The following is a 22,408-nucleotide window of genomic DNA, read 5'->3' on the forward strand; positions in this document are numbered from 1 at the left end:
TCAGGCGGCTTGCGGGAAGACCTTCTCGACCATGACCAGCAGGGTGGTGGTCAGCAGGGTGTGCACCTGTTCACGGGTGAGCGAACCCCGCTGCAGCCACTCCCGCGCGGTGTAGGTGGCCATCCCGACGTAGGCCCGCGCCATCGCGCGCAACGCGTCGTCGGGCGCGGCTCCGAGGCCGGTGGCGGTGAGGATGCTCTCGGCGGCCACGTCGATGGCCTCGGCGATGACCTGGTCGACGTCGGAGTCGCCGGCCATGCCGCCGGCGGTGATCGCGGCCAGCCAGGACGTGCTGTGCCGGGAGACGACGTCGAGGAACCAGGTGACGATCGCGTCGACCCGTTCGGCCGGGCCGCCGGCGGGCAGGCCCTCCAGGGCGACCTCGGGGACGGTCAGCATGACCCGCACGACCTCGAGGTAGAGCTCCTTCTTGGTCCCGAAGTAGTGGTTGACCAGCCCACGGGCCACGCCGGCGCCGCGGGCGACGTCGGTGGTGGAGACCTCCGCGTACGGCCGCTCGCCGAACAGGCGGATCGCGACGGACATGATCTGCTCGCGCCGGGCGTCCGGTTCCAGGCGGCGCCGCCGGATCACCGGGGGGCGTACCGCACCGGCGACCGGACTGGGTGGCGTTCCTGCTGAGGACACGATCGTGACCATACGGCACGTCGATTCATCGTGATCCGAGATGCACGTTGCGTCGATGTTTCGATCGGCTTCTCCGATGGATGACGCCAATTCATCACCAGCTTGTTGACACAGCGCCAATAGTGATCAAGGGTGTGTCAATGTCGACGCCTGGACTGGACGGCTACGCCGAGCCGTGGCGCAAGCCGGAACATGACGACCTGGCCGAGATGGCCCGGACCTTCTTCCTCAAGGAGGTGGTCCCGCACGCGGCCCGCCTCGAAGCGCAGGGCCATCCCGATCGCGAGCACTACCTGAAGGCCGGCGAGCTCGGCCTGCTCGGGCTCTCGATCCCGGAGGAGTACGGCGGTGGCGGCGGCGACTTCACCCACGAGGCCGTCCTGCTGCACGAGCAGCAGCTCACCGGCGAGGGCAGCCTCGGTCTGGCCGTGCACAGCGGCATCGTGACCGGCTACATCAACGCGTACGGCACCGAGGAGCAGAAGCGGCGCTGGCTCCCCCGGCTCTGCTCGGGCGAGCTGATCGGCGCGATCGCGATGACCGAGCCGGACGGCGGCTCGGACGTGCAGGCGATCCGGACCCGTGCGGTCCGGACCGGCGAGGACTTCCTGGTGACCGGGTCCAAGACCTTCATCACGAACGGGTATCTGGCGGACTTATTGGTCCTGGCCGTCAAGACCGATCAGTCCGCCAAGGCGCACGGCATCTCGCTGCTGGTCTGCGAACTGGACGACGACGCGCCCGGCTTCCGGCGGGGACGCAACCTGGAGAAGATCGGGCTGCACGCGAACGACACCGCCGAGCTGTTCTTCGACGAGTTCCGGGTGCCGGCCGCCAACATCCTGGGCGGGGCGGACGCCGAGAACACCGGGTTCTACCAGCTCATGCAGCAGCTTCCGCAGGAACGCCTCGTGATCGGGGTCGGCGCGGTGGCCGCGATGCAACGCGCGGTCGAGCTGGCCACCGCGTACGCGAAAGATCGCAAGGCTTTTGGAAAACCCCTCGTGGGGCACCAGAACACCCGCATGGTGCTGGCCGAATGTGCCACCCGCACGCGCGTCTCGCGAGTTTTCCTGGACGACTGCATCGTCCGGCACAACCGGGGTGAACTGGATGTGGCGACCGCGGCGATGGCCAAGCTCTACCTGACCGAGGGGCAGTGCGAGGTCGTCGACCGCTGCTTGCAGATCTTCGGCGGGTACGGGTACACCACCGAGTACCCGATCGCCCGGATGTACGCCGACGCCCGGGTCCAGAAGATCTACGGCGGCACCAACGAGATCATGAAGGAGTTGATCGCCCGTGTCCTCTGACGCTTACATCTACGACGCGGTCCGGACCCCGCGAGGGCGTGGCAAGGACAACGGCGCACTGCACGGGACCAAGCCGATCACGCTGGTCACCGGGCTGATCGACGCCGTCCGGGAGCGCAATCCCGGCCTCGACGAGAAGCGCATCGAGGACGTGGTGCTCGGCATCGTCACGCCGATCGGCGAGCAGGGCGGCGACCTGGCCCGCTCGGCGGCACTGGTCGCCGGACTCCCGGACACGGTCGGTGGCGTACAGCTCAATCGTTTTTGTGCTTCTGGTCTTGAGGCGGTGAATCAGGCGGCGTCGCGGATCCGGTCCGGGTGGGAGCACCTGATCCTGGCCGGCGGGGTCGAGTCGATGTCGCGCAACCCGATGGGGTCGGACGGCGGCGCCTGGTTCCTCGACCCGGAGACCGCTCTGAGCACGAGTTTCGTGCCGCAGGGAGTCAGCGCCGACCTGATCGCGACGATCGAGGGGTTCAGCCGCGACGACGTCGACGGGTACGCGATCCAGTCGCAGGAGCGGGCGGCCAAGGCGATCGCCGGGGGCGCGTTCCAGCGGTCGATCGTGCCGGTGCGCGACCCGAACGGCCTGGACATCCTGGCCGTCGACGAGCACCCGCGACCGGACACCACCCGCGCCGGGCTGGGCAAACTCAAGGCGTCGTTCGCGACGATCGGGGCGCAGGCCGGGTTCGACGCGGTGGCGTTGCAGAAGTACCACTGGCTGGAGGAGATCAACCACGTCCACCACGCCGGGAACTCGTCCGGGATCGTGGACGGGGCGGCGCTGGTGATGGTCGGCTCTTCACAGACCGGGCAGGAGCTGGGGCTGCGGCCGCGCGCGAAGATCGTCGGAGCAGCGGTCAGCGGCGCCGACCCGACGCTGATGCTGACCGGGCCGACCCCGGCGACCATCAAGGCACTTGAGGTAGCAAATCTCGAAATATCGGACATCGACATCTTCGAGATCAACGAGGCGTTCGCCGCCGTGGTCCTCAAGTACATCCGCGATCTCCGGCTCGACCCGGAGAAGGTGAACGTCAACGGCGGCGCGATCGCCCTCGGCCACCCCCTCGGCGCGACCGGCGCCATGCTGGTCGGCACCGTCGTGGACGAGTTGGAGCGGCGCGACCTGCACCGTGCCGTGGTCACCCTCTGCATCGGCGGCGGCATGGGCGTCGCGACGGTCATCGAGCGGGTTGGAGACTTCGCGTGATCGACTATTCGAAAGACGAAGCCGGCATCGTCACGCTGACGATGAATGACCCGGACCAATCGGCGAACACGATGAATGCCACCTACGTGACCGCCATGACCGCCGCCGTGGACCGCCTGGAGGCCGAGAAGGAGCAGGTCACCGGCGTGATCGTGGCCAGCGCGAAGAGCACGTTCTTCGCCGGCGGCGACCTGCCGATGATGAGCCGGGCCCGCCCGGAGGACGCGCCGGCGCTGTTCGAACTGCTCGGCACGATCAAGCGGGACCTGCGGCGTCTGGAGACGTACGGCCGCCCGGTCGTCGCCGCGATCAACGGCGCCGCCCTGGGTGGTGGCTTCGAGATCGCCCTGGCCTGCCACCACCGCATCGCCCTGGACGCACCGGGCACGCGCGTCGGCTTCCCCGAGGTCACGCTCGGTCTGCTGCCCGGCGCGGGCGGGGTGACGCGGACCGTGCGGATGCTCGGCCTGGCCCCGGCGCTCACCGTCTGGCTGCTCACCGGCAAGCGCCTCAAGCCGGCCGCGGCCCGCGACGCCGGGATGATCGACGACGTCGTGGCCACCCCGGAGGAGCTGATCACCAAGGCCCGGGAGTGGATCGCCGCCAACCCGGACGCGGCCCAGCCCTGGGACCGGCCCGGCTACCGGATGCCCGGCGGGACCCCGGCCACCCCGAAGCTCGCCGTGCAGCTGCCGGCCTTCCCGGCGACCCTGCGCAAGCAGCTCAAGGGCAACCGGATGCCGGCGCCCGAGGCGATCCTGGAGACCGCGGTCGAGGGCTCCCAGGTCGACATCGAGACCGCGTTCACCATCGAGACGCGGCGGCTGATCACGCTGCTGACCGGGCGGATCGCCAAGAACATGATCGGTGCGTTCTTCTTCGACATGCGCGCGGTAAACGGCGGCGCGGCCCGCCCCCAGGTTTCGGTGGAACCCGCGAAGAAGGTGGCAGTTCTCGGCGCCGGGATGATGGGGGCCGGGATCGCGTACGCCTGCGCCCGCGCCGGCCTGGAGGTCGTGGTCAAGGACGTGACCCTGGAAGCGGCCGAACGTGCGGTCGCCGAGGGTGAGGCCGCGGTGCTGGCCCGGATCACACCGACCGCCGACGTCGAGGACCTGCGCGGCTGCGACGTGGTGATCGAGGCCGTCTTCGAGGACCCGAAACTCAAGCACCGGGTGTTCGCCGAGATCGAGCCGGTCCTCGCGCCGGACGCGCTGCTCGCCTCGAACACGTCGACCCTGCCGATCACCGGGCTGGCCGCGGGTGTGTCCCGGCCGGCCGACTTCATCGGCATGCACTTCTTCTCCCCGGTCGGCAAGATGCCGCTGCTGGAGATCGTGGTCGGCGAACAGACGTCGGACGCGGCCATCGCCCGCGCGTTCGACCTGGGCCGCAGGATCGGCAAGACACCGATCGTGGTCAACGACGGGCGCGGCTTCTTCACCAGCCGGGTCATCGGCCAGTTCATCAACGAGGCGGTCACCATGGTGGCCGAGGGTGTGCCGGCCGCGTCGGTCGAGCAGGCCGCGCTGCAGGCCGGATATCCGACCGGGCCGCTCGCGCTGGCCGACGAGGTGACGCTCACGCTGATGGGCAAGATCCACAAGGCGTACGTGGCGGCCGGGGTGAACGCCGGCTACGAGAAGGCCCACGCGCTGGTCCAGGACCTGCTGGAGAATCACGAGCGGGCCGGGCGGTCGTCCGGGAAGGGCTTCTACGCGTACGAGAACGGCCGGCGCGGCAAGCTCTGGACCGGACTCGCCGACCTGGCCACCGACGAGGGTCGCGCCGTGCCGTTCGAGGACCTGCAGGAACGGCTGCTGTTCAGCGAGGCCCTGGACGCGCTGCGCTGCCGGACCGAGGGTGTGCTGCGCACCGACGCCGACGGCAACATCGGCTCGATCCTCGGCATCGGCTTCCCGGCCTGGACCGGCGGCGTCATCCGGTACGTCGAGCAGCACCCCGACTTCAAGGGCCGGGCCTCCGAGCTCGCGGCGCGTTACGGCGAACGGTTCGCCCCGGCATGAGCGCGCTCACCGGCGTCAAAGTCGTCGAACTGGCCGGGCTCGCCCCCGGCCCGTTCGGCTGCATGGTCCTGGCCGACCTCGGCGCCGACGTCGTACTGGTCGAACGACCGGGCGGCACGGGACCATTCGTTCCGCCGAACGGTCCGCTGCAACGCGGTCGCCGCACGGTCACCCTCGACCTCAAGTCCCCCGACGGACTGGCCGGTCTGCTCGCCCTCGTCGAGAAGGCCGACGTGCTGGTCGAGGGCTACCGGCCGGGCGTCGCCGAACGCCTCGGCTTCGGCCCGGAGACCTGCGAGAAGATCAACCCCAGGATTGTGTACGGACGGATGACCGGCTGGGGACAGGACGGTCCGCTCGCGCGAGCGGCCGGGCACGACATCGACTACCTGGCCGTCGCCGGAGCCCTGGACCCGATCGGCCGGGCCGGCGAACGTCCGCACGCCCCGATCAACCTGCTCGCCGACTTCGCCGGGGGCGGCATGCTGCTGGCCGTCGGGGTCCTGGCCGCGCTGCTGGAACGGGAAAGGTCCGGGCTCGGGCAGGTCGTCGACGCCGCCATGGTCGACGGGTCGGCGCTGCTCACCACGTTCCTGCACGGGATGCTGGCGACCGGGACGTGGCGTGGCGGACGCGGGGAGAACCTGCTCGACGGCGGGGCGCCGTTCTACGACACGTACCGGGCGGCCGACGGCGGGCATCTCGCCGTCGGTGCCCTGGAACCGCAGTTCTACGCGGCGCTGCTCAAGGGCCTGGGCCTCGACGACGACCCGGATCTTCCGGGCCAGTTCGAGCGGCGGCGGTGGCCGGAACTGCGCGACGCCTTCACCGAACGGTTCGCGGCGCGGACCCGGGACGAGTGGGCCGAGACCTTCGCCGGACTGGACGCCTGCGTGAGCCCGGTGCTGACCCCGGCCGAGGCGCCGGGGCATCCGCACAACCGGGCGCGGTCGGCCTTCGTCGAGGTGGGGGGCGTGGTCCAACCGGCGCCGGCGCCGCGCTTCGGCCGTACGCCGGCAAGCGTCCCGGAACCGAGCCGGGCCGCGACCGTACCGGAGGTCCTGGAATCGTGGTCTTGATCTTGTAGGTGGTCGGAAGGGGCCGCCCAGCCGGACCGTTTGCCGGACCGGCCCGGCTGGGCGGCGTCTGATCGCGACCGGAGCCGCGTGTGCGCTTTCGGTCAAAATCATGCCGAAGCGCTCAAGAATCTCCAACCGGGGTACCGAGTCTCAACGCCTTCAGGGGTGGAACGGCACGCTCGGGTTGCGGAACGTCAGATGGTGCATCATGCCGCTCTTCCGGCGTGTTTCTCGCGGTACATGGCCGCGTCGGCCTCGGCCGTGAGCATGTCCAGGTCGGCCGAGCCGCCGGCCGGGCGCACCGCGACGCCGATGCTGACGCCGACGGTCACCTCGTGGCCGCCGCCGATCGAGACCGGACGCGCGATCGTCTCCCGGATCCGCTCGCCGGCCCGGGCGGCCGCCTCCGCGTCGGCTTCCGGCAGCAGCACCACGAACTCGTCGCCGCCGAGCCGCCCGGCCAGGTCGCCCGGCCCGATCGTGGCGTCCAGGCGCTGGGCCACCTGATGCAGCAGCGCGTCGCCCGCGGCGTGCCCGTACGTGTCGTTGACCTGCTTGAACCCGTTCAGGTCGAGCAGCAGCACGGCCAGCCGCCGGCCCGACCACTGCTCGGCCCGGTCGGCCAGCTGAGCCCGGTTCGGCAGGCCGGTCAGGTTGTCGTGCGAGGCCTGGTGCTGCAGCTCGCGCCGCACCTGCTGCAGCGTGGTGAGCTGGCGCTGGAACGCGCTCGACTGCGAGCCGGTGATCACCGCGATCATGATGTTCAGGGCGATCGCCCCGGGACCCTCGGCCGCCCGCATGGGCATGACCAGCAGCGCCGCCGACGTGATGGCCCAGACCGCGAGCGCGCCGAGGAGCTGGTGCCGGATCGCCGCGATGGCGATCGGCAGGCTCAGCAGCGGCCAGGTGGTCTGCGGGGTGTACTCCTGCGTGAACATCACGAAGATGATGACGATGAGCGTGTCCAGCAGCACCTGCAGCGCGCTCAGGCGGGAGTACCACCGCGCGCCCGGGCGCCGGATGCCCATCACGGACAGGACGTTCGACCCGGCCATCACCGCGGCGCTGACCAGGCACGCCGCGGCCAGCGCGGGATCCAGGTGGGTGGGGCCGAACCCGCCGACCTCCAGGCCGTAGAGCAGCGACATGATCATGCCGATGGACCGCGACACCAGGGCGGCGGTCTCGACCATCCGCCGCCGGGAGAGCGACGTGTCGTCGAGCGCCGCCGCCCCGAGCTGGACGGTCCGCCTGTGCATGAACTCTCCATCGGCAGCGGTCGCCGGAACATGAGAGAAGGGCCGGTCGCTCACGACGACCGGCCCTTCTCCCCTGCCCGCGATCAGAACTTGAAGGCACCGACCAGCGCGCGCAGCTCCTCGGCGGTCCGGGAGACCTCCTCGCTGGCCTCGCGGGTCTGGTTGACGCCGCTGACCGTGGCGCCGCTGGCGTTCGACACGTCGTTGATGTTCGAGGCGATCCGGTTGGAGCCGGCCGCCACCTCACCGATGCTGCGGCTCATCTCGCCGGTCGTGGCCGTCTGCTCCTCGACCGCCGAGGCGATCGTGGTCTGGAAGTCGTTGATCTGGGCGATGACCTCGGAGATGCGGTTGATGACCTCGACCGCGCCGCCGGTGTCCTGCTGGATGGCGTTGACCCGGGCGCCGATGTCCTCGGTGGCGCGGGCGGTCTCCTGGGCCAGGTCCTTGACCTCGCTGGCGACCACGGCGAAGCCCTTGCCGGCGTCGCCGGCCCGAGCCGCCTCGATGGTGGCGTTCAGGGCGAGCAGGTTGGTCTGCTCGGCGATGCTGGTGATCAGCTTGATCACGTTGCCGATCTCGGCCGACGACTCGCCGAGCTTGCGGATCGTCTCGGTGGCCATGGCCGCCTCGGAGACGGCGATCGAGGCGACCTGGGCGGCGTCGGCCGCGTTGCGGGAGATCTCCCGGATCGACAGGCCCATCTCCTCCGAGCCGGCCGCGACACTCTGCACGTTGCGGGAGATCTCGTCGGCCTCGGCCGCGGCCGAGGAGCTCTGCCGGTCGGTGTTGTCGACCGCGGAGGCGATCTCGGCCGAGACGGCGGCGAGTTCGGTGGAGGCAGCGGCCAGGGCGTCCGAGTCCTTGGCGATGATCGTCATCGACTCGCGCAGCTTGTCCAGGGTGCCGTCCAGGCTCTGGGCCATGGCCCCGAGCTCGTCGCGGGTGGTGATCCCGCTGCGCTCGGTCAGGTCACCCTTGTCGAGCGCCTCGATCACGCTGCCGATCTTGCGGATCGGGCCGAGGATCGAGCGGACCATCGGGATCGCCATGCCGATGAGCAGGGCCAGGCCGATCAGGGCGACCGCGATCGCGGTGTACCGGGTCCGCGAGACCGTCTTGGCCATCAGGTCCTTCTGGGCCGCGACCTGGGTCTCGACGACCTCGGTGAGCGCGTCCAGCTCGTCGTCGGTCTTGTTGTTCATCTCCTTGATCTTGTCGATCTCGGCGAGGGCGGTCTTCGGGTCCTTCTTGGCCGCCGCCACGAAGTCGATGATGAACGTGTTGAAGTCGTCGAAATCGGCCTTGTAGGACTTGAACTGGTCGGTGATCGCGGTCGGCAACCCGCACTCGTAGACCGCCGCGGACGCGTCGACCGACGACTGCGTGTCGTCGGCGGCGTCGCCGGTCATGTCCTGGCCGAGGGCCGACCGGTAGGCGTCGACCTTCAACTCGCTCTGGCGGTTGTTCAGGTGGTTGAGGGCGGCCGAGCCGCACTGCAACTGGCTGACCCGCAAAGCCTGGTCCGCTACGTTGTCCTGGCCGATCAGGGCGACCGCGCCCATGCCGCCGAGCGCTATCGCTCCGGTGACAACGATGATGCCCAGCCGTTTGGCTGTGCCGATGTTCTCGAGGCCGAGCATCTTCCCCCCACGTTTGTCCGACTGCACACACTTTCGACCGTGTGCCGGATCACCTGAGGAAGACGCTGAGCGTTCGTACCATTTATTCGGTTTCTATCCGGTTGCAGCCTGAAAGCTTTCGGCTGCAACCGGCTTGCGGTTTTTTCCTTCTACCGGTGGATCTTGAAGCGCCAGTCGTCCGGGACGGCGCCGGCCGGGCCCGGGGTCGGCTGATCCTCCGGGCGGCTGCGGGCCGGGGCCAGTTCCGGACCGTCGAAACCCTCCTCGGTCTCGAAGTTCCAGAACCAGTCCTCACCGGGCTCGAAGGACTGGATCACCGGGTGGCCGGTCTCGCGGAAGTGGGCCGTGGCGTGCTGCGCGGGAGAGGTGTCGCAGCAGCCGATGTGCCCGCACTGCGCACACCGGCGCAGGTGGACCCACCACCCGCTGGACTCGAGGCACTCCACGCAACCGGTGCCGGACGGCGGGACATCGGGCAGAATCGACGCGCTCACGGGGCAAAACCTACCGCACGTTGCGGTCGTACTCCTCCTGCGCGGCCTGCATCGGACCGATCTCACTCTCCAGCAGCTCGATCAGCTCCTTCAGCTTGGCCGCGACGCGCTCGCCGAGCGGGGTCAAGCTGTACTCCACCCGCGGCGGGATGGTGGCCTGCACCTCGCGCCGGACCAGGCCGTCCCGCTCCAGCGCCTGCAGGGTCTGGGCCAGCATCTTCTCGCTCACGCCGTCGACCCGGCGGCGGAGGGCGTTGAATCGGTAGGCACCGTCGAGGAGCGCGGCCAGGGCGAGACCGCCCCATTTGCCGGTGACGTCGGCCATCACACCACGGGAGGCGCAGTCCCGGGCGAAGACGCTGGGGATCAGGTCGTCGGCGGGATCAGTCATGCATCGAGAATACCCAGTTCCGCCGCACTTTCCGGAGTGATGGCGCACACTAGCGGTTGGCACTTTCGAAAAGTTAGTGCATTCTCGGATGCAGCACTCGCCGTTGAAACTTCAAGGAGCTCCCATGACCACCATCGCAGTCACCGGCGCCACCGGACACCTCGGCCGTCTCGTCGTGGACGCCCTGATCAGCCGCGGTGTCGAGCCCGGCTCGATCGTCGCCGCGGTGCGCAGCCCGGAGAAGGCGGCCGGCCTGCTCGCCCGCGGTGTGCAGGTCCGCGAGGCCGACTTCGACCGGCCGGAGACCCTGGCCGGCGCGTTCGCCGGCGTCGACAAGCTGCTCCTGATCTCCACCAGCTCGCCCGGCAGCCGCCTGGCCCAGCACACCGCCGCGATCGAGGCGGCCAAGACGGCCGGGGTCGGCTTCGTCGCCTACACCAGCATCCTGCGCGCCGACACCACGCCCGTCCTGCTGGCCGCCGACCACAAGGCGACCGAGGAGGCCCTGGCCGCGTCCGGGCTGGCCCACTCGTTCCTGCGCAACGGGTGGTACTACGAGAACTACACCGCCCAGCTGCCGACCGTGAAGTCCACCGGATCGTTCCTGGGCAGCGCCGGCGAGGGCCGGATCGCGGCGGCCACCCGGGCCGACTACGCCGAGGCGGCGGCCGTGGCGCTGCTGCTGGAGAACCCGCGGACCGCGTACGAGCTGGGCGGCGACACGCCGTTCACCATGGCCGAGCTGGCCGCCGAGGTCAGCGCGCAGCTGGGCACGACGATCGCCTACACCGACGTGCCGGCCGAGAAGCTCGTGGAGATCCTGTCCGGGGCCGGCGTGCCGGAAGGGTTCGCGGCGATCCTGGCCGACACCGACGTGCACATCCGGGAGAACGGCGCCCTGGACAACGCGGGCAGCGACCTGAGCGACCTGATCGGGCGCCCGACCACGCCGCTGGCCGACGCGGTCGCCGAGGCCGTCAAGGCCTGACCGATTTTCGAACGGGCTCGGGTTTTCAGGCGGGCTCGGTGACGTCGGCGAAGGTGCCCTTCAGGGCAGCCACCGCGTCGTCGGCACCGACCCGCAGGCCGACCCCGCGCTCGCCGGCCCCGAGACTGATCGTGCGGCCCTTCGTGCGGTCGTCGGCCACCACCGGCCACGCCGTCGACGAGCCGAACGGGGTGATCGTGCCGCGCTCATACCCGGTGGCCGCCTTCGCGGTGCCGGCGTCCGGCATCGACAACCGGTTCACCCCGAGCAGCGCCCGCAGTTTGGGCCAGGAGATCGAACGGTCGCCCGGAACCAGGACGAACAAGTAGTCGTCCGGCCCACGCCGTACGACCAAGGTCTTGACCAGATCTTGAATGTCGACGCCCTGCACCTCGGCCGCCTCGGTGACGCTGCTCACCGGCCCGTGCCGGACCACCTCGTGGGCCAGCCCGAACTCGGTCACGGCGTCGATCGCGGCGTTCGTCATCAGATCACCGTAGTAGCTTGGGAGCGTCCGACCCAGGAGGGAACCTCGATGAGTGACAGGCCTCGCAAGCAGCCTGGACCCGACCACCCCATCACCGTCACCCCGACCGGCGAGCGGGTCGTCGTGACCGTCGCCGGCAAGGTGGTGGCGGACACGCAGAAAGCGCTCAGCCTCCACGAGTCGACCTATCCGGCGGTGGTCTACGTGCCGCTCGCCGACGTCGACCGGTCCGTGCTGCAACGCACCGACACCAAGACCTACTGCCCCTACAAGGGCGACGCCGGCTACTACTCGATCGCGATCGACGGCGACACCGTCGTCGACGCGATCTGGGAGTACCAGGAGCCCTACGACGCGGTCGCGCAGATCAAGGACCACGTCGCCTTCTACCCCGACCGGGTGGAGAGCATCACGATCGGCTGATCCCGGCGCGGACCGCCGCCAGCTGGTAGCGGTCCGCGTCGTACGGCGTGTACAGCGAGATCCGGTCGATCGTCGCCCCGAACCGGGCGTTCAACTGCTCGGCCACCGACGCCGGATCGCCGGCCACCGCGAACGCGTCCAGCACCTCGTCGGTGATCTCCGCGGTCATCGCCGTCCAATCCTGCCGGCGCGACAACCGGCTGAGCCGCTCACCGAGATCACCCCAGCCGTGCAGATCCAGCACCGCCCGGTAGGACGGCGTCGACGCGTAGAACGCGATCTGCCGCCGCACCGCCGCCTCGGCCATGGCCCGCTGCGCCTCGTCCGTGCCGAGCACCACCATCACCGACATGCCCAGGTTGAAGCCGTCCAGCGACCCGCCGCGGGCCTCCCGCAGCGCCGGGATCAGCTTGTCGTTCAGATAACCCACCGTGGTCAGCGGATGCACCAGCAGCCCGTCGGCCACCCGCCCGGCCGCCGCGGTCATCAACTCCCCCACCGCGGCCAGCTCGATCGGCGGATTCCCGTGCGGATTCGGACCCGGATCGAAAAACTCGGTCATCAGCGTGTGCTTGTAGAACTCGCCGCGGAACATCAGCCGCTCCCCGGTCGCCCAGGTGTCCCAGATCGCCCGCACCGCCGCGACGAACTCCTCCATCCGCGCCGCCGGCCGACTCCACGGCATCGAGAACCGGCGCTCGATATGCGGCTTGACCTGCGAACCCAGCCCCAGCCGGAACCGACCCTCGGAGATCAACTGCAGGTCGTTGGCGAGCATCGCCACATTCATCGGATTCCGCGCGAACGCCACAGCGATCGACGACTGCAGCTGAATCCGCTCGGTCGCCCGCGCCACCAGCGTCAACGTGGTGAAGACGTCGTGCCTGGTCTCCGCCGCCCCGAAACCGTCATAACCGACCTGCTCGGCGGCGACGGCGGCCGACTCGGCCTCGGCGGGGGAGGCGCTGATCTGCGCGTTGAAGTCAACCAGCATCACTCAGTGATAACACCCCAAGATTTTCGCGTACGGGGTGGGGCCGTCGCGCCGGTGAGCGCCCCGATGCCTGCTCTCGTGTGATACGGCTGCTTACCGCTCCCGTGCGATGCTGCCACTCACCCACTGCCGTGCGTTGCCGCCGCTCACCCATTCCTGTGCGATGCCGCCGCTCACCCACTCCCCCGCGATGCCGCCGCTCACCCACTGCCGGCGCTTACCTGCCCGCCCTCATGTGAGACGGCCGCGCGGATCGCCGCGGCCATGACCTCGGCGGTCACCGCTCGGAGCAGGTCCAGGTCGACGCCCTCGGTCACCTCGCCGGTGGCCAGAGCGACCACGGCATCGCCGTCGTAGCGGGAGTGCGCCGGATGCAAGGAGCGCGCGAAGCCGGTGTGGCCGCTCTGCGCAAGCAGATGGCAGTCGGTCTTGGACAGCTTGGCGTCGGTGATCACCACGGCGATCGTGGTGTTCTCCCGCGCCGATCCTGCTGCCGGCTGACCGCCACCTCCCGCGTTCGAGCCCGCGCCGCCGCTGCCGTCATTCAAGCTGGCGCCGCCAGGCGGCACGCCTCCGGGGCCGCTCAGGATCGCGCCGCCAGGCAGCTCGCCACCGGAGCCGCTCAGGATCGCGCCGCCAGGCGGCACGCCACCGGAGCCGCTCGGGCTCGCGCCGAAGAGTGGCTCGCCTCCGGGGCCGAGGACGTCGCCCCAGGCGTTGACCACGACGAGTGCGGTGACTCGGGCTACGCCGGCCACCCCGTCCGCCCGGCCCAGCCCACCGGGATCGTCACGCCCGCGCCACTTCCCGGTCCCCGCGCCCGCCCCGGCCCCGAACCGCCCGGTCCGGAAGTCGTCCCCGCGCAGCGCCGCGATCGCGGCCTCCCGGCCGGCGGCCGAATCCGGGGGTGTTCCCGCAACCGACCCGTCGAAGATCGACATCCCGACGACGATCGGCACCGGGCCGAACACCGTCGGAAACCCGAGGTCGCGCTCCCGCAGCAGCCGCATCACCCCGTCGCCGGCGGCCAGCCCGAACGCGGACCCGCCGGAGAGCACCACGGCATCCACCCGGTCCACCATCCGCACCGGATGCAGCAGGTCGAACTCCCGGGTGGCGGGCGCCCCGCCGCGCACCTCACCGGAGCCGACGGTGCCCGGCGGCGGCAGGATCACCGTGACGCCGGTGCCCTCGCCGGTCCAGTTGCCGGCGTAGGCCGAGAGCAGCTGTGGTTCGCTCACCCGGCCATTTTAGATCCGCTCGGAGGGGGTCGCGGAGTTGTCCACATCGGCGGGTTGTCCACAGGCGCCCGGCATGATCTTGGCGAATCGGACTACCCTGGCCGGGAGGCGGTAAGCCCCCTGAGGTGCGGCGGGGACTCTGAGTCGGCGGAACCCGGGCGCGGCAACCAGCCCGAGCCGCCGCGACCCCGGCCCGAGCAACCACCCCGAGCCGCTGGAACCCCGACGCGAGCAGCCACCCCGAGCCGGCCCTGCCCGGCCCCGCGGCGACCACCCGCTAACCAGGTCAGTACCGGAATCCGCTCACCAACGACGTCAACTCGCTCGACATCCGCGTCAGTTCAGCCGTCGTCTGCTGCGACCGTTCCACTCCCGCACTGGTCGACCGCGCCGCATCGGCCACTCCGGTGATGTTCTGCGCGATGGCCCCGGTTCCGGATGCCGCTTCGGTCACGCTGCGGTTCATTTCTGCTGTCGTCGCGGTTTGTTCTTCGACGGCGGACGCGATGGTTGTCTGGAAGTCGCTGATGCGGGCGATGACCCGGGTGATTTCTTCGATGGCGCTGACGGCTCCGGCGGTGTCGGATTGGATGGCTTCGACGCGTTGGGAGATGTCTTCGGTGGCGCGGGCGGTTTCTTGGGCGAGGTCTTTGACTTCGCTGGCGACGACCGCGAATCCTTTGCCGGCTTCGCCGGCGCGGGCGGCTTCGATGGTGGCGTTGAGGGCGAGCAGGTTGGTTTGTTCGGCGATGGACGTGATGGTTTTGATGACGTTGCCGATTTCTGTGGACGATTCGCCTAGTTGGTTCATGGTGGCCGAGGTGCGGGAGGCCAGGTCGACTGCTGCTCCGGCGACTTGGGCGGCTTCGGTGGCGTTCTGGGAGATTTCCCGGATCGAGGCGCCCATTTCTTCGCTGCCGGCCGACACCGTGTCGACGCTGCGGGAGATTTCTTCGGCGGCGGCGGAGACGGTCTGGGCCTGGCTGGTGGTGCGTTCGGCCGAGCCGGCGATTTCGGTGGCTACTTCGTTGACCCGGTCGGCGGCTCCGGCCAGTGAGGTGGCCGACTGGTCGATGGTTTCGACGGTCCGGCGCAGGTTGATCAGGGCGGTGTCCAGTGCGCGGCCCATCTGCCCGGTCTCGTCGTTGCTGGTCAGGCCGGTGCGGCCGGTCAGGTCGCCGGCGGCGAGTCCGGTGCATACTTCTTTGACGCGGGTGAGGGCGCCGACGACCCGGCGGATGACGAGGCCGCCGATGAGGATGGCGAGCAGGCTGCCGACCAGCTGAACTATGATGATCACGTTGCGGTTGGTGCTGTAGGTGGAGTGGGCTCCGGCGGCGGCTTCCTGCGCGTCTTTGGTTTCGGCGGCTTCGAGGGTGGCGAAGTCGGCGTTCACTTTTTCGATCAGTGGCGTGGTCTGTTCGTCGCGGACTTCGGCGTACGCGGTGATGTCTTTGGCCAGCGCGTTCGGGATCTGGGTGTTCTCGACGAGGTCGGCGTAGGACTGCCATTTGGTTTCGAGTGCGCTGATGGTGTCCGGGTCACCGGCCGGGTCGGCTGCTCGGTAGGTCGCGAGGGCGGTGGCGAAGTCGCTGAACCCGGCCCGTACCTTGGCCTCGATCTTGGTGTTGTCGGCCGCGGTCCGGGAGATCAGCAGGTTGGCCAGCTCGTTGCGGGTGGTGACGGCGAGCGTTTCCAGGTTGCCGAGCGCGGCCTCGCTGGCCAGGTTCGAGCTGTAGAGCTGCTGGGCCGCGTCGGCGGATCGGCTCAGGGCCCGGGTGGCGAGGACGCCGGCGATCGCCGACACCAGGACGCCGAGCGCGATGATCGCGCCGATCTTGTGGCGTACGCCGATGTCGGCGAACAGGTCGCGCCGTGCGGGCGGGTCGGTCAGGGTCGTCGCGGTCATCAGGTTCCCCCGGGCAGCCTGGCCGGCAAATGATCAATGGCAGCCTTACCGTACGAACCCGGGTGCCCTGGTCAGGTGCTTTCACACCGTCGTTCCCAACAACATTTGTCCGATTATTTCGCACATTTCCCCCTGGCCCCGGCGGCCTCAACGGACCGCCCGGTCCACGCGAAAGCCACGAAACCAGGGCCGCGAAACCGGGGCCGGGAAACCAAGGGCGAGGGCTCAGGGCACCTTGCGCAACGTCCGCCGCCCGGCCAGCAGCGCAGTCCCCCCGAGCACCACCACGAGCACCACCCCGGCCCCGGCCAGCCCGGCCACCCCCGGCCAGGACGGCAACGGCAGCGGCGGCGGATGCAGCCCGGCCAGCGGCAGCGCCCATCCGGTCGCCGCCCACCCGGCCAGCGCGATCGCCAGCCCCACCGGTACCGCCCCGACCGCCAGGACGGGGTACGACCAGACCGCCGCCCGCCGAGCCGCCGCCCGGGACAGCCCTTGCCCGCGCAGCGCGGTCAGGTCTTCGGCCTGCCGTTCCCGCCCGGCCGCCGCGGTCAGCACGAGCACCCCGGCGGCGAGCAGTGTCACCAGGATTCCGGCCAGGGCCGCGTAGCCGAGGGCCACGGCCGGTCCCTGCTGGGTGAGCTGGGCGGCCAGCTGCTGCGACCGTACGTCGCCGGTGATGGTGAGACCGGCGGCGGCGAGCCGGTCGAGCACGTCGGCGGGGGCGCGGGCGGACAACCAGACCTGCCCGTTCGTGGTCGGTCCGCCGTCGGTGGCGACGCGGTCGGCGTATTCCAGGTCGACCATCACCGCCGGGCCGCCGAGGCGCGGGATCGCCGGCAGCCGCCCGGCGACGGTGACGCGCATCGGGCGGAAGTCGAGTCCGGTCACCGCCCCGGGCACGAACGTCCCGGTCGCCACGACCGGCACCGGCCACGGGGTGTCCACCGGCTGGGCCAGTACGCCTTCCGGGAAGCTGTCGAGGTCGGTCACCTCGATGCGCAGCCCGTCCGGGCCGGTGGCGGCCTTGCCGCCGGGGCTGACCCGCCATCCGGCCGGGTCGGTGCCGCCGAGGCCGTGCAGGGTGAGTGTGCCCTGCACGCCGAGCGCGTTCGACCCGGAGATGTGCAGCGCGTTCAACCGGCAGCCGGCGGCCTGGCACTGCGGTGCCGGATAGGTGTAGGTGTGGCGCCCCGGCCGGGCCACCCCCATCAGTGCCACCACGTCCGGCCCGCCACCGTCCATCGGCGACAGCACCGCCTCCACACTGACCTCGCGGCCCGGCGCGAACCCGGCCGCGCTCATGTCCAGGGTGAAAGTCTTGTCCCGCGGTGTGACGACGAGCCCGGGGGCCGCCGGACGAAGAAGATCAACCATTTTCCCGTACGGCGTTCCGCCCGGCCAGTTCGCCACCGCCGCCAGCCGTTCGGTGTCCACGGCCAGCACCGGCCGTTCGCCGGGGCGCTGGGGGATCTCGGCCACGGCCATCGCGAACTGTGCGTGCGGGTCGGCCTGGCGCACGGCGGCGAGCAGTCGTGCGCGACCGACCGGTCCGACGGTGAGCACCCGGTCGGCGCCGGTGCCCAGGTCGGCCTCGACCCGGCGGGCGTGGGCGGCCACGTCGGCCGCCGCGACCATGTACGAGCTGACCGCCACCGCGGCCACGAGCAGCGCGAACACCCGCCCGGTGGCGGCCCGCCGGGACAGCAGCAGCCAGGTCAGTCCGGGGCCGAGCCGGGCCCGGTCCAGCGCCCGGTGCCCGAACCGGGCGGCGAGGGGCCGCAGCGCCCGCGCCACCAGCAGCGCGAGCGCGAGCATGACCAGGGCCGGTGCCGCCGAGCCGACGCCGACCAGGTCACCGCCGCCGGCCACCAGTTGCACCACCGCCCCGGCGGCCAGGGCCACGACCAGGATGTCGAGGGTGATGCCGGCCCAGCGGCCGGGCATCGGGGCGCGGCGCAGCAGTTCGCTGACCGGGCGCAGCATCGGCGCGCCCTGGGCCAGGATCACGGCCAGGACGGCGGCGGCCGCGGCCAGGGGCGCCCAGCGCAGCGAGTCGGGGTGCGGGTCGGCGCCGACGCCGGGCCAGCGGATCGCCACCACCGCGTCGACCAGGAGTTGGCCGGCCAGGGCGCCGGCGATCGTGCCGGCCAGGACGGCCACCAGGCTTTCGCCGATCGCCAGCCACCAGCGGTGCGGCAGGCGGGCGCCGCGCAGGGCGATCACCGCGGTCTCCGGGCGGCGGGTCTCGGCGCCGGCCGCGACCGCGAGCAGGATGGCCAGGCAGGCCAGGACGATCAGGGCGACCGCGGGCACGGGCACGATCCGGCGGGCGGTGGTGTGCCCCTCGTCGATGCGGCTCAGCAGTCGCGGGATCCCGGTCTCCAGCCGCAGGCCCCCGGCGCCGGTGCCGCCGTCCAGACCGGCACCGACCTCGGCGACGCCGGCCTGCAGCCGGGTGAGAGCGTCGCGCAGGGCGGGCAGCCGGTCGGCGTCGAGCGCGCCCGGCCCGGCGTAGGCGTCGACGCTGAGGTCGACGTTGCCCCGGTCCATCAGGTCGAAGGTGGTCAGCCCGGTGAACGCGGGCTCGCCCGGGTGGGTCTCGCCGGCCGTCTCCTCGGGCGTGAAGTAGCCGTGCTCGCCCCAGTAGATCTCGCCCGGGTCGGCCACCCGGTAGATGCCGGCCAGGAAGAACCGTTTCGGGTCGCCGTCGGAAACGTAGGAGTTCACCTGGGGGTCGTTGTTGAAGTAGGCGTACGTCAGGGGCACCGACCGGCCCACGGTCAGGCCGAACCGGGCGGCGGTCCTCTCCCCGAGCACCACGTCACCCTCACCGAGCAGGCAGCGACCGGCGACGATGACCAGGTGCGCGCAGACGTCCTGCCGTTGCACCAGGCGGGTCCGGGAGCGCACGTCCGGTTCGAGGCCGATGGCCGGGATCTCGGCCGCGTACACGTACCGGAATCCGGGCAGTTCGGTGCTCCCGGCCGCGGTGGTGGCCAGGTCGACGCCGCCGGTCGCGCTGGTGCCGCCGACGTTGCGGCGGTCCGGGTCGGTGGCCCGGATGCTGACCTCCATCTCGGACCGTTCGGCGTGTGCGACCTGCCCGGCGGCCACCACCCGGTCGGACGCGCGCAGGTAGGCGGGCGCGGCCACGGCCGGCGCGACCGCGAACGCGGCGAGCACGGCGAGCACGAGGGCCGGCCCGCGCCGCGCCCACACCATGGTGAAGATCAGGGCGATCATCGGTCCCCCGCCCGATCGGCTCGACCGGCTCGACCGGCTCGACCGGTCCGCGAGGTGCCACCGTCCCGGGAGGTCCGGTCGGACACGGCGATCAGCCCGGCCAGGGCGGACAGACAAAGCATGGCGGCCAGACCGGAGATGAGCAGTGGACCCCACCCGAGCACCTCGGGCGGGGGCAGCAGCCGCCACCCGTCGGCGAAGAACGAGTCCGGTTCGCCGGCCACCCGCCGGGCCACCGACGCGGCCAGCACACCGCCGAGGACGGCGGCCCCGACCAGCGCGAACGGGCCGAGGTAGCGGGTGCCGGCGAGGGTCCGGGCGGGCAGGCCCTGCACGCGCAGCGCGGTGGCCGCGGCCCGTTGCGGCGCGCGGTCGACCGAGGCGGCCACCGCGGTCGCGGCGGCGGCGGTGAGCAGCGCGATCACCGCGCAGAACACGGTGAACGTCCCGGCCGGGGCGGTGCCGCGGCCCGGGGTCCGGGCGGCCCGGTCGGCCGCCGTCTCGTCGGCCAGCACGGTCAGCCCGGCCGCTCTCAGCCGGTCGACGACCGGGCCGGGCGCGTCGGCGGTGAGCCACACCTGGGTGACGCCGGTCGGGTCGGCCTCCCCGGCCAGCCGGCGCAGCGCGTCGAAGTCGGTGAGCAGCCCGGCCGCGCCGAGCACCGGCAGCGCCGGGACGGTGGCGGTGACCCGGGACGGCACCGGGCCGGCCCCGGTCACGGTGAGTCCGGGCTCGCCGAAGCGCCACGGGATCGGTGCCGGGCCGGCCAGCAGCAGCGGCAACGGCAGGGCGGTGTCCACGGCGTACAGCCGGTCGCTCTCCGAGCGGGACGCGCCGCGCGGCGGTCCGACGGCCAAACCGCGGGGGCCGGCGGAGAGTTCCAGGCCGCCGTCGCCGGCGACGGTGCGCCAGCGGGTCGTGTCGGTCAGCCGGTCGGTGCCGAGCAGGGCGGCGTCCGGTCCGCGCTGGGTCAGCGACCGCAGCACGATCGGCTTCGGGATCGGTTTGCCGTCCGGCCCGAGCTGCGCCGGGATCTGCCAGCGGACCAGGCGGCAGCCGCCGTCGCAGCCGGCCACCGGCACGGTGACGGTCTGTTCGCCGGACGGTCCCAGGTCGAAGGCGACCTGGACCCGCCCGCCGGTGTTCTCGTTCAGCAGGACCAGGTCGATGTCGGCCCGGACCCCGCGGTCGTTGCGGGCGGTCAGCACCAGTTGCCGGCCGGTGACCGGCGGGACCGGGTCGCTGCGGGCCGGCGGGCGCGGGCGCGGCCCGTACTCCGGGCGCCAGGCGCCGACCGCGGCCAGCCGCGCGGTGTCCACGGCCAGCACCGGCGGGTTCGCCTGGCGGTCGACGGCGGCGGCCATCGCGTACCGGCCCTGCGGGTCGGCGGTCGCGACCGCGTGTTGCAGCACCGTCCAGTTCTCGGCGCTCACCGTCAGCACCCGGGCCGCGCCCAGTTCGGACTCGGCCCGCACGGTGTGCGCCGACCGGTCCGCCGCGGTCGCGCCGGACGTCGTGACCAGCAGCGCGACCGCGATCGCGAGCAGCGCGAACACCCGGTCCAGGCCGGCCAGCCGGGACATCCGGACCGCGGTCAGGCCGACGCGCAGGTGGCCGGTGCGCAGCGCGGCGCCGCCGCCCCGGTCGGCCGCGCGGATCAGCAGGCGGGCCACCAGGACGGCGACCGCGACGGCGACGGCGATCGCGGCGAGCGCCCCGACACCGGCGTCGGGGCTGCCGGACCGGGCCTGGTAGGCCGCGGCCCCGGCGATCGCGACGAGCACGACGTCGGCCAGCAGCGCGGCCCGGCCGCTGCGGGTGGCCGGGACCTCCCGTTGCAGGACCACCACCGGCGTACGGATGAGCAACAGATCCCCGACGACCAGGGTGAACAGGGCGACGACAGCCACTCCGGCGGCCGCCGCGACCGACAGGGCCGCCGCGGTCAGGGTGCCCGGCCCGGACAGCACGCGGGCCGCGGCGAGTCCGGCGGCGGCCCCGAGCAGCCCACCGGCCAGCAGCGGCGCCAGGTGCTGCCCGGAGAGCAGGGTGATCAGGCGGGACCGTTCGCCGCCGCGCAGTTTGAGCAGCGCGGCGTCGCGGCGCCGGTCCCGGGCGGTGTACCGGCCGGCCAGGGCGATCGCGTACCACCCGAGCAGCAGCGCCGGGATGGAGCCGAGCAGCACGGCCCGCAGCAGCCGGTCGCCGGCGCCGCTGAGATCGGCGCGCAGCGACCGGGTCGGGTCGACGATGTCGCCGAGTTCGCCGGCCGCGGCGATGGCCGCGCCCAGGTCGTATCCGCCGTCGCCGCGCAGCAGCGGCACCGGGACCTCGGCCGACCAGGCGAAGACCGGCTGGTCGAGCGGGGCGCCGGTGAACGTCGCGGCGACCGTGTAGATCGGGTCGAGCCCGCTGCCCACCCGGAACAGCTCGTCGGCCCAGTACCCGGCGGCCGGGTCGGTGATCGCGTAGATGCCGGTGACCCGCATCGGGATCTTCGGGGCGGCCGTGGTGGCCTGCACGTCGAGCGTGTCGCCGGTCCGCACGCCGAGCCGGTCGGCGACCGTCTCGGTGATCGCCGCGTCGCCGGGCGCGGCCGGGCAGGCGCCGGACGAGAACGACACGTGCCGGCAGAACCGGTCGCGGTAGTCGACGTTGATGTGGTCGGGCACGCCGGTCCGGTCGGTGACGCTCATCGGCCGGGACAGGCCGGTAACGCCGTCGGCGCCGGGCATCGGCAGTGTGCGCCGCACCGCCTCGCCGAACGCGGCCAGCGCCTCGGCCGGGGCGTCCCCGGTCTCGCTGTCCCAGTGGATGACGACCGTGCGCTGGGCCTGCGGGGTCGAGCCGGCGGTGACCGCGGCGGTCCGCGCGGTCTCGGTCAGCACGAACCACGGCGCGGCGGCGGCCACCGCGGCCGGGAGGGCGGTGAGCACGAGCAGGGTGCCGGCCTGAACGGCCCGGGAGCGCACGGCACCCCAGAGGATCGTGAACATGCCCCCGTCTCACCCCCCGGGACACAGCTTCATGCCTGCGGGGCCCGCGGGCAT

Annotated in this window: 17 protein-coding genes; 6 read left to right on the forward strand and 11 right to left on the reverse strand. The window is 71.8% G+C overall.

Features of this window, described 5'->3' with window-relative positions; genetic code table 11:
• On the reverse strand, positions 1-648 hold the full coding sequence (locus ACSHV8_RS28125; RefSeq protein ID WP_436520337.1) for a TetR/AcrR family transcriptional regulator: 648 nt from the start codon (positions 646-648) through the stop codon (positions 1-3).
• 140 nt (positions 649-788) lie between these two features.
• Here ACSHV8_RS28125 and ACSHV8_RS28130 point away from each other — a divergent pair, with 140 nt between their 5' ends.
• The 4 genes from ACSHV8_RS28130 to ACSHV8_RS28145 are packed head-to-tail and all read left to right on the forward strand — an operon-like array spanning position 789 to position 6,283.
• On the forward strand, positions 789-1,961 hold the full coding sequence (locus ACSHV8_RS28130) for an acyl-CoA dehydrogenase family protein (protein WP_436520339.1): 1,173 nt from the start codon (positions 789-791) through the stop codon (positions 1,959-1,961).
• Positions 1,951-3,177, forward strand: coding sequence for an acetyl-CoA C-acetyltransferase (locus ACSHV8_RS28135; RefSeq protein WP_436520341.1), 1,227 nt, complete (start codon positions 1,951-1,953; stop codon positions 3,175-3,177). The genes ACSHV8_RS28130 and ACSHV8_RS28135 overlap by 11 nt, the downstream gene beginning before the upstream one ends.
• Positions 3,178-3,218: 41 nt before the next feature.
• A complete protein-coding gene (locus tag ACSHV8_RS28140) occupies positions 3,219-5,204 on the forward strand; it encodes a 3-hydroxyacyl-CoA dehydrogenase NAD-binding domain-containing protein (protein ID WP_436536934.1) in 1,986 nt (661 codons plus the stop codon).
• Positions 5,201-6,283 carry a CaiB/BaiF CoA transferase family protein gene (locus tag ACSHV8_RS28145; protein WP_436520343.1) on the forward strand — a complete coding sequence of 361 codons (1,083 nt, stop codon included), beginning with the start codon at positions 5,201-5,203 and terminating at the stop codon, positions 6,281-6,283. Before ACSHV8_RS28140 ends, ACSHV8_RS28145 begins: the two co-directional genes overlap by 4 nt.
• 206 nt (positions 6,284-6,489) lie before the next feature.
• Here the strand turns inward: ACSHV8_RS28145 and ACSHV8_RS28150 are convergent, their stop codons facing one another.
• From ACSHV8_RS28150 to ACSHV8_RS28165, 4 genes are all read right to left on the reverse strand, one after another.
• A complete protein-coding gene (locus tag ACSHV8_RS28150) occupies positions 6,490-7,542 on the reverse strand; it encodes a diguanylate cyclase domain-containing protein (protein WP_436520345.1) in 1,053 nt (350 codons plus the stop codon).
• Between the two features lie 83 nt (positions 7,543-7,625).
• A complete protein-coding gene (locus ACSHV8_RS28155) occupies positions 7,626-9,185 on the reverse strand; it encodes a methyl-accepting chemotaxis protein (protein WP_436520347.1) in 1,560 nt (519 codons plus the stop codon).
• A gap of 149 nt (positions 9,186-9,334) precedes the next feature.
• A complete protein-coding gene (locus ACSHV8_RS28160; RefSeq protein WP_436520349.1) occupies positions 9,335-9,679 on the reverse strand; it encodes a UBP-type zinc finger domain-containing protein in 345 nt (114 codons plus the stop codon).
• Between the two features lie 10 nt (positions 9,680-9,689).
• The gene (locus tag ACSHV8_RS28165; RefSeq protein WP_436520351.1) at positions 9,690-10,070 is read right to left on the reverse strand and encodes a winged helix-turn-helix transcriptional regulator; all 381 of its coding nucleotides are present in this window, start codon (positions 10,068-10,070) and stop codon (positions 9,690-9,692) included.
• Positions 10,071-10,194: 124 nt separating this feature from the next.
• On the opposite strand from ACSHV8_RS28165, the gene ACSHV8_RS28170 reads away from it, so the two are divergent.
• Positions 10,195-11,058, forward strand: a complete 864-nt coding sequence (locus tag ACSHV8_RS28170; protein WP_436520353.1) for an SDR family oxidoreductase — start codon at positions 10,195-10,197, stop codon at positions 11,056-11,058.
• 25 nt (positions 11,059-11,083) lie between these two features.
• Here the strand turns inward: ACSHV8_RS28170 and ACSHV8_RS28175 are convergent, their stop codons facing one another.
• Positions 11,084-11,545, reverse strand: a complete 462-nt coding sequence (locus ACSHV8_RS28175; RefSeq protein WP_436520355.1) for an aminoacyl-tRNA deacylase — start codon at positions 11,543-11,545, stop codon at positions 11,084-11,086.
• Between the two features lie 48 nt (positions 11,546-11,593).
• Between ACSHV8_RS28175 and ACSHV8_RS28180 the strand changes: the two genes are divergently transcribed.
• Positions 11,594-11,968 (forward strand): DUF427 domain-containing protein, encoded by a 375-nt coding sequence (locus tag ACSHV8_RS28180; RefSeq protein WP_436520357.1) that lies wholly within the window; start codon positions 11,594-11,596, stop codon positions 11,966-11,968.
• Here ACSHV8_RS28180 and ACSHV8_RS28185 read toward each other — a convergent pair.
• The 5 genes from ACSHV8_RS28185 to ACSHV8_RS28205 form a co-directional block, all read right to left on the reverse strand.
• Positions 11,955-12,962: a TIGR03617 family F420-dependent LLM class oxidoreductase gene (locus ACSHV8_RS28185; RefSeq protein ID WP_436520359.1), complete on the reverse strand. Its 1,008-nt coding sequence runs from the start codon at positions 12,960-12,962 to the stop codon at positions 11,955-11,957. The genes ACSHV8_RS28180 and ACSHV8_RS28185 overlap by 14 nt on opposite strands.
• A gap of 200 nt (positions 12,963-13,162) precedes the next feature.
• A complete protein-coding gene (locus ACSHV8_RS28190) occupies positions 13,163-14,203 on the reverse strand; it encodes a P1 family peptidase (protein ID WP_436520361.1) in 1,041 nt (346 codons plus the stop codon).
• Positions 14,204-14,489: 286 nt separating this feature from the next.
• Positions 14,490-16,112, reverse strand: coding sequence for a methyl-accepting chemotaxis protein (locus ACSHV8_RS28195; RefSeq protein WP_436520363.1), 1,623 nt, complete (start codon positions 16,110-16,112; stop codon positions 14,490-14,492).
• A 225-nt stretch (positions 16,113-16,337) separates the two neighbouring features.
• Positions 16,338-19,358 (reverse strand): ABC transporter permease, encoded by a 3,021-nt coding sequence (locus tag ACSHV8_RS28200; protein WP_436520365.1) that lies wholly within the window; start codon positions 19,356-19,358, stop codon positions 16,338-16,340.
• Complete coding sequence (locus ACSHV8_RS28205) at positions 19,355-22,354, reverse strand: FtsX-like permease family protein (protein WP_436520367.1); 3,000 nt, start codon at positions 22,352-22,354, stop codon at positions 19,355-19,357. The genes ACSHV8_RS28200 and ACSHV8_RS28205 overlap by 4 nt, the downstream gene beginning before the upstream one ends.
• Positions 22,355-22,408 lie beyond the last annotated feature (54 nt).

This window comes from Actinoplanes sp. HUAS TT8, assembly GCF_051380535.1.
Classification (GTDB): Bacteria; Actinomycetota; Actinomycetes; order Mycobacteriales; family Micromonosporaceae; genus Actinoplanes.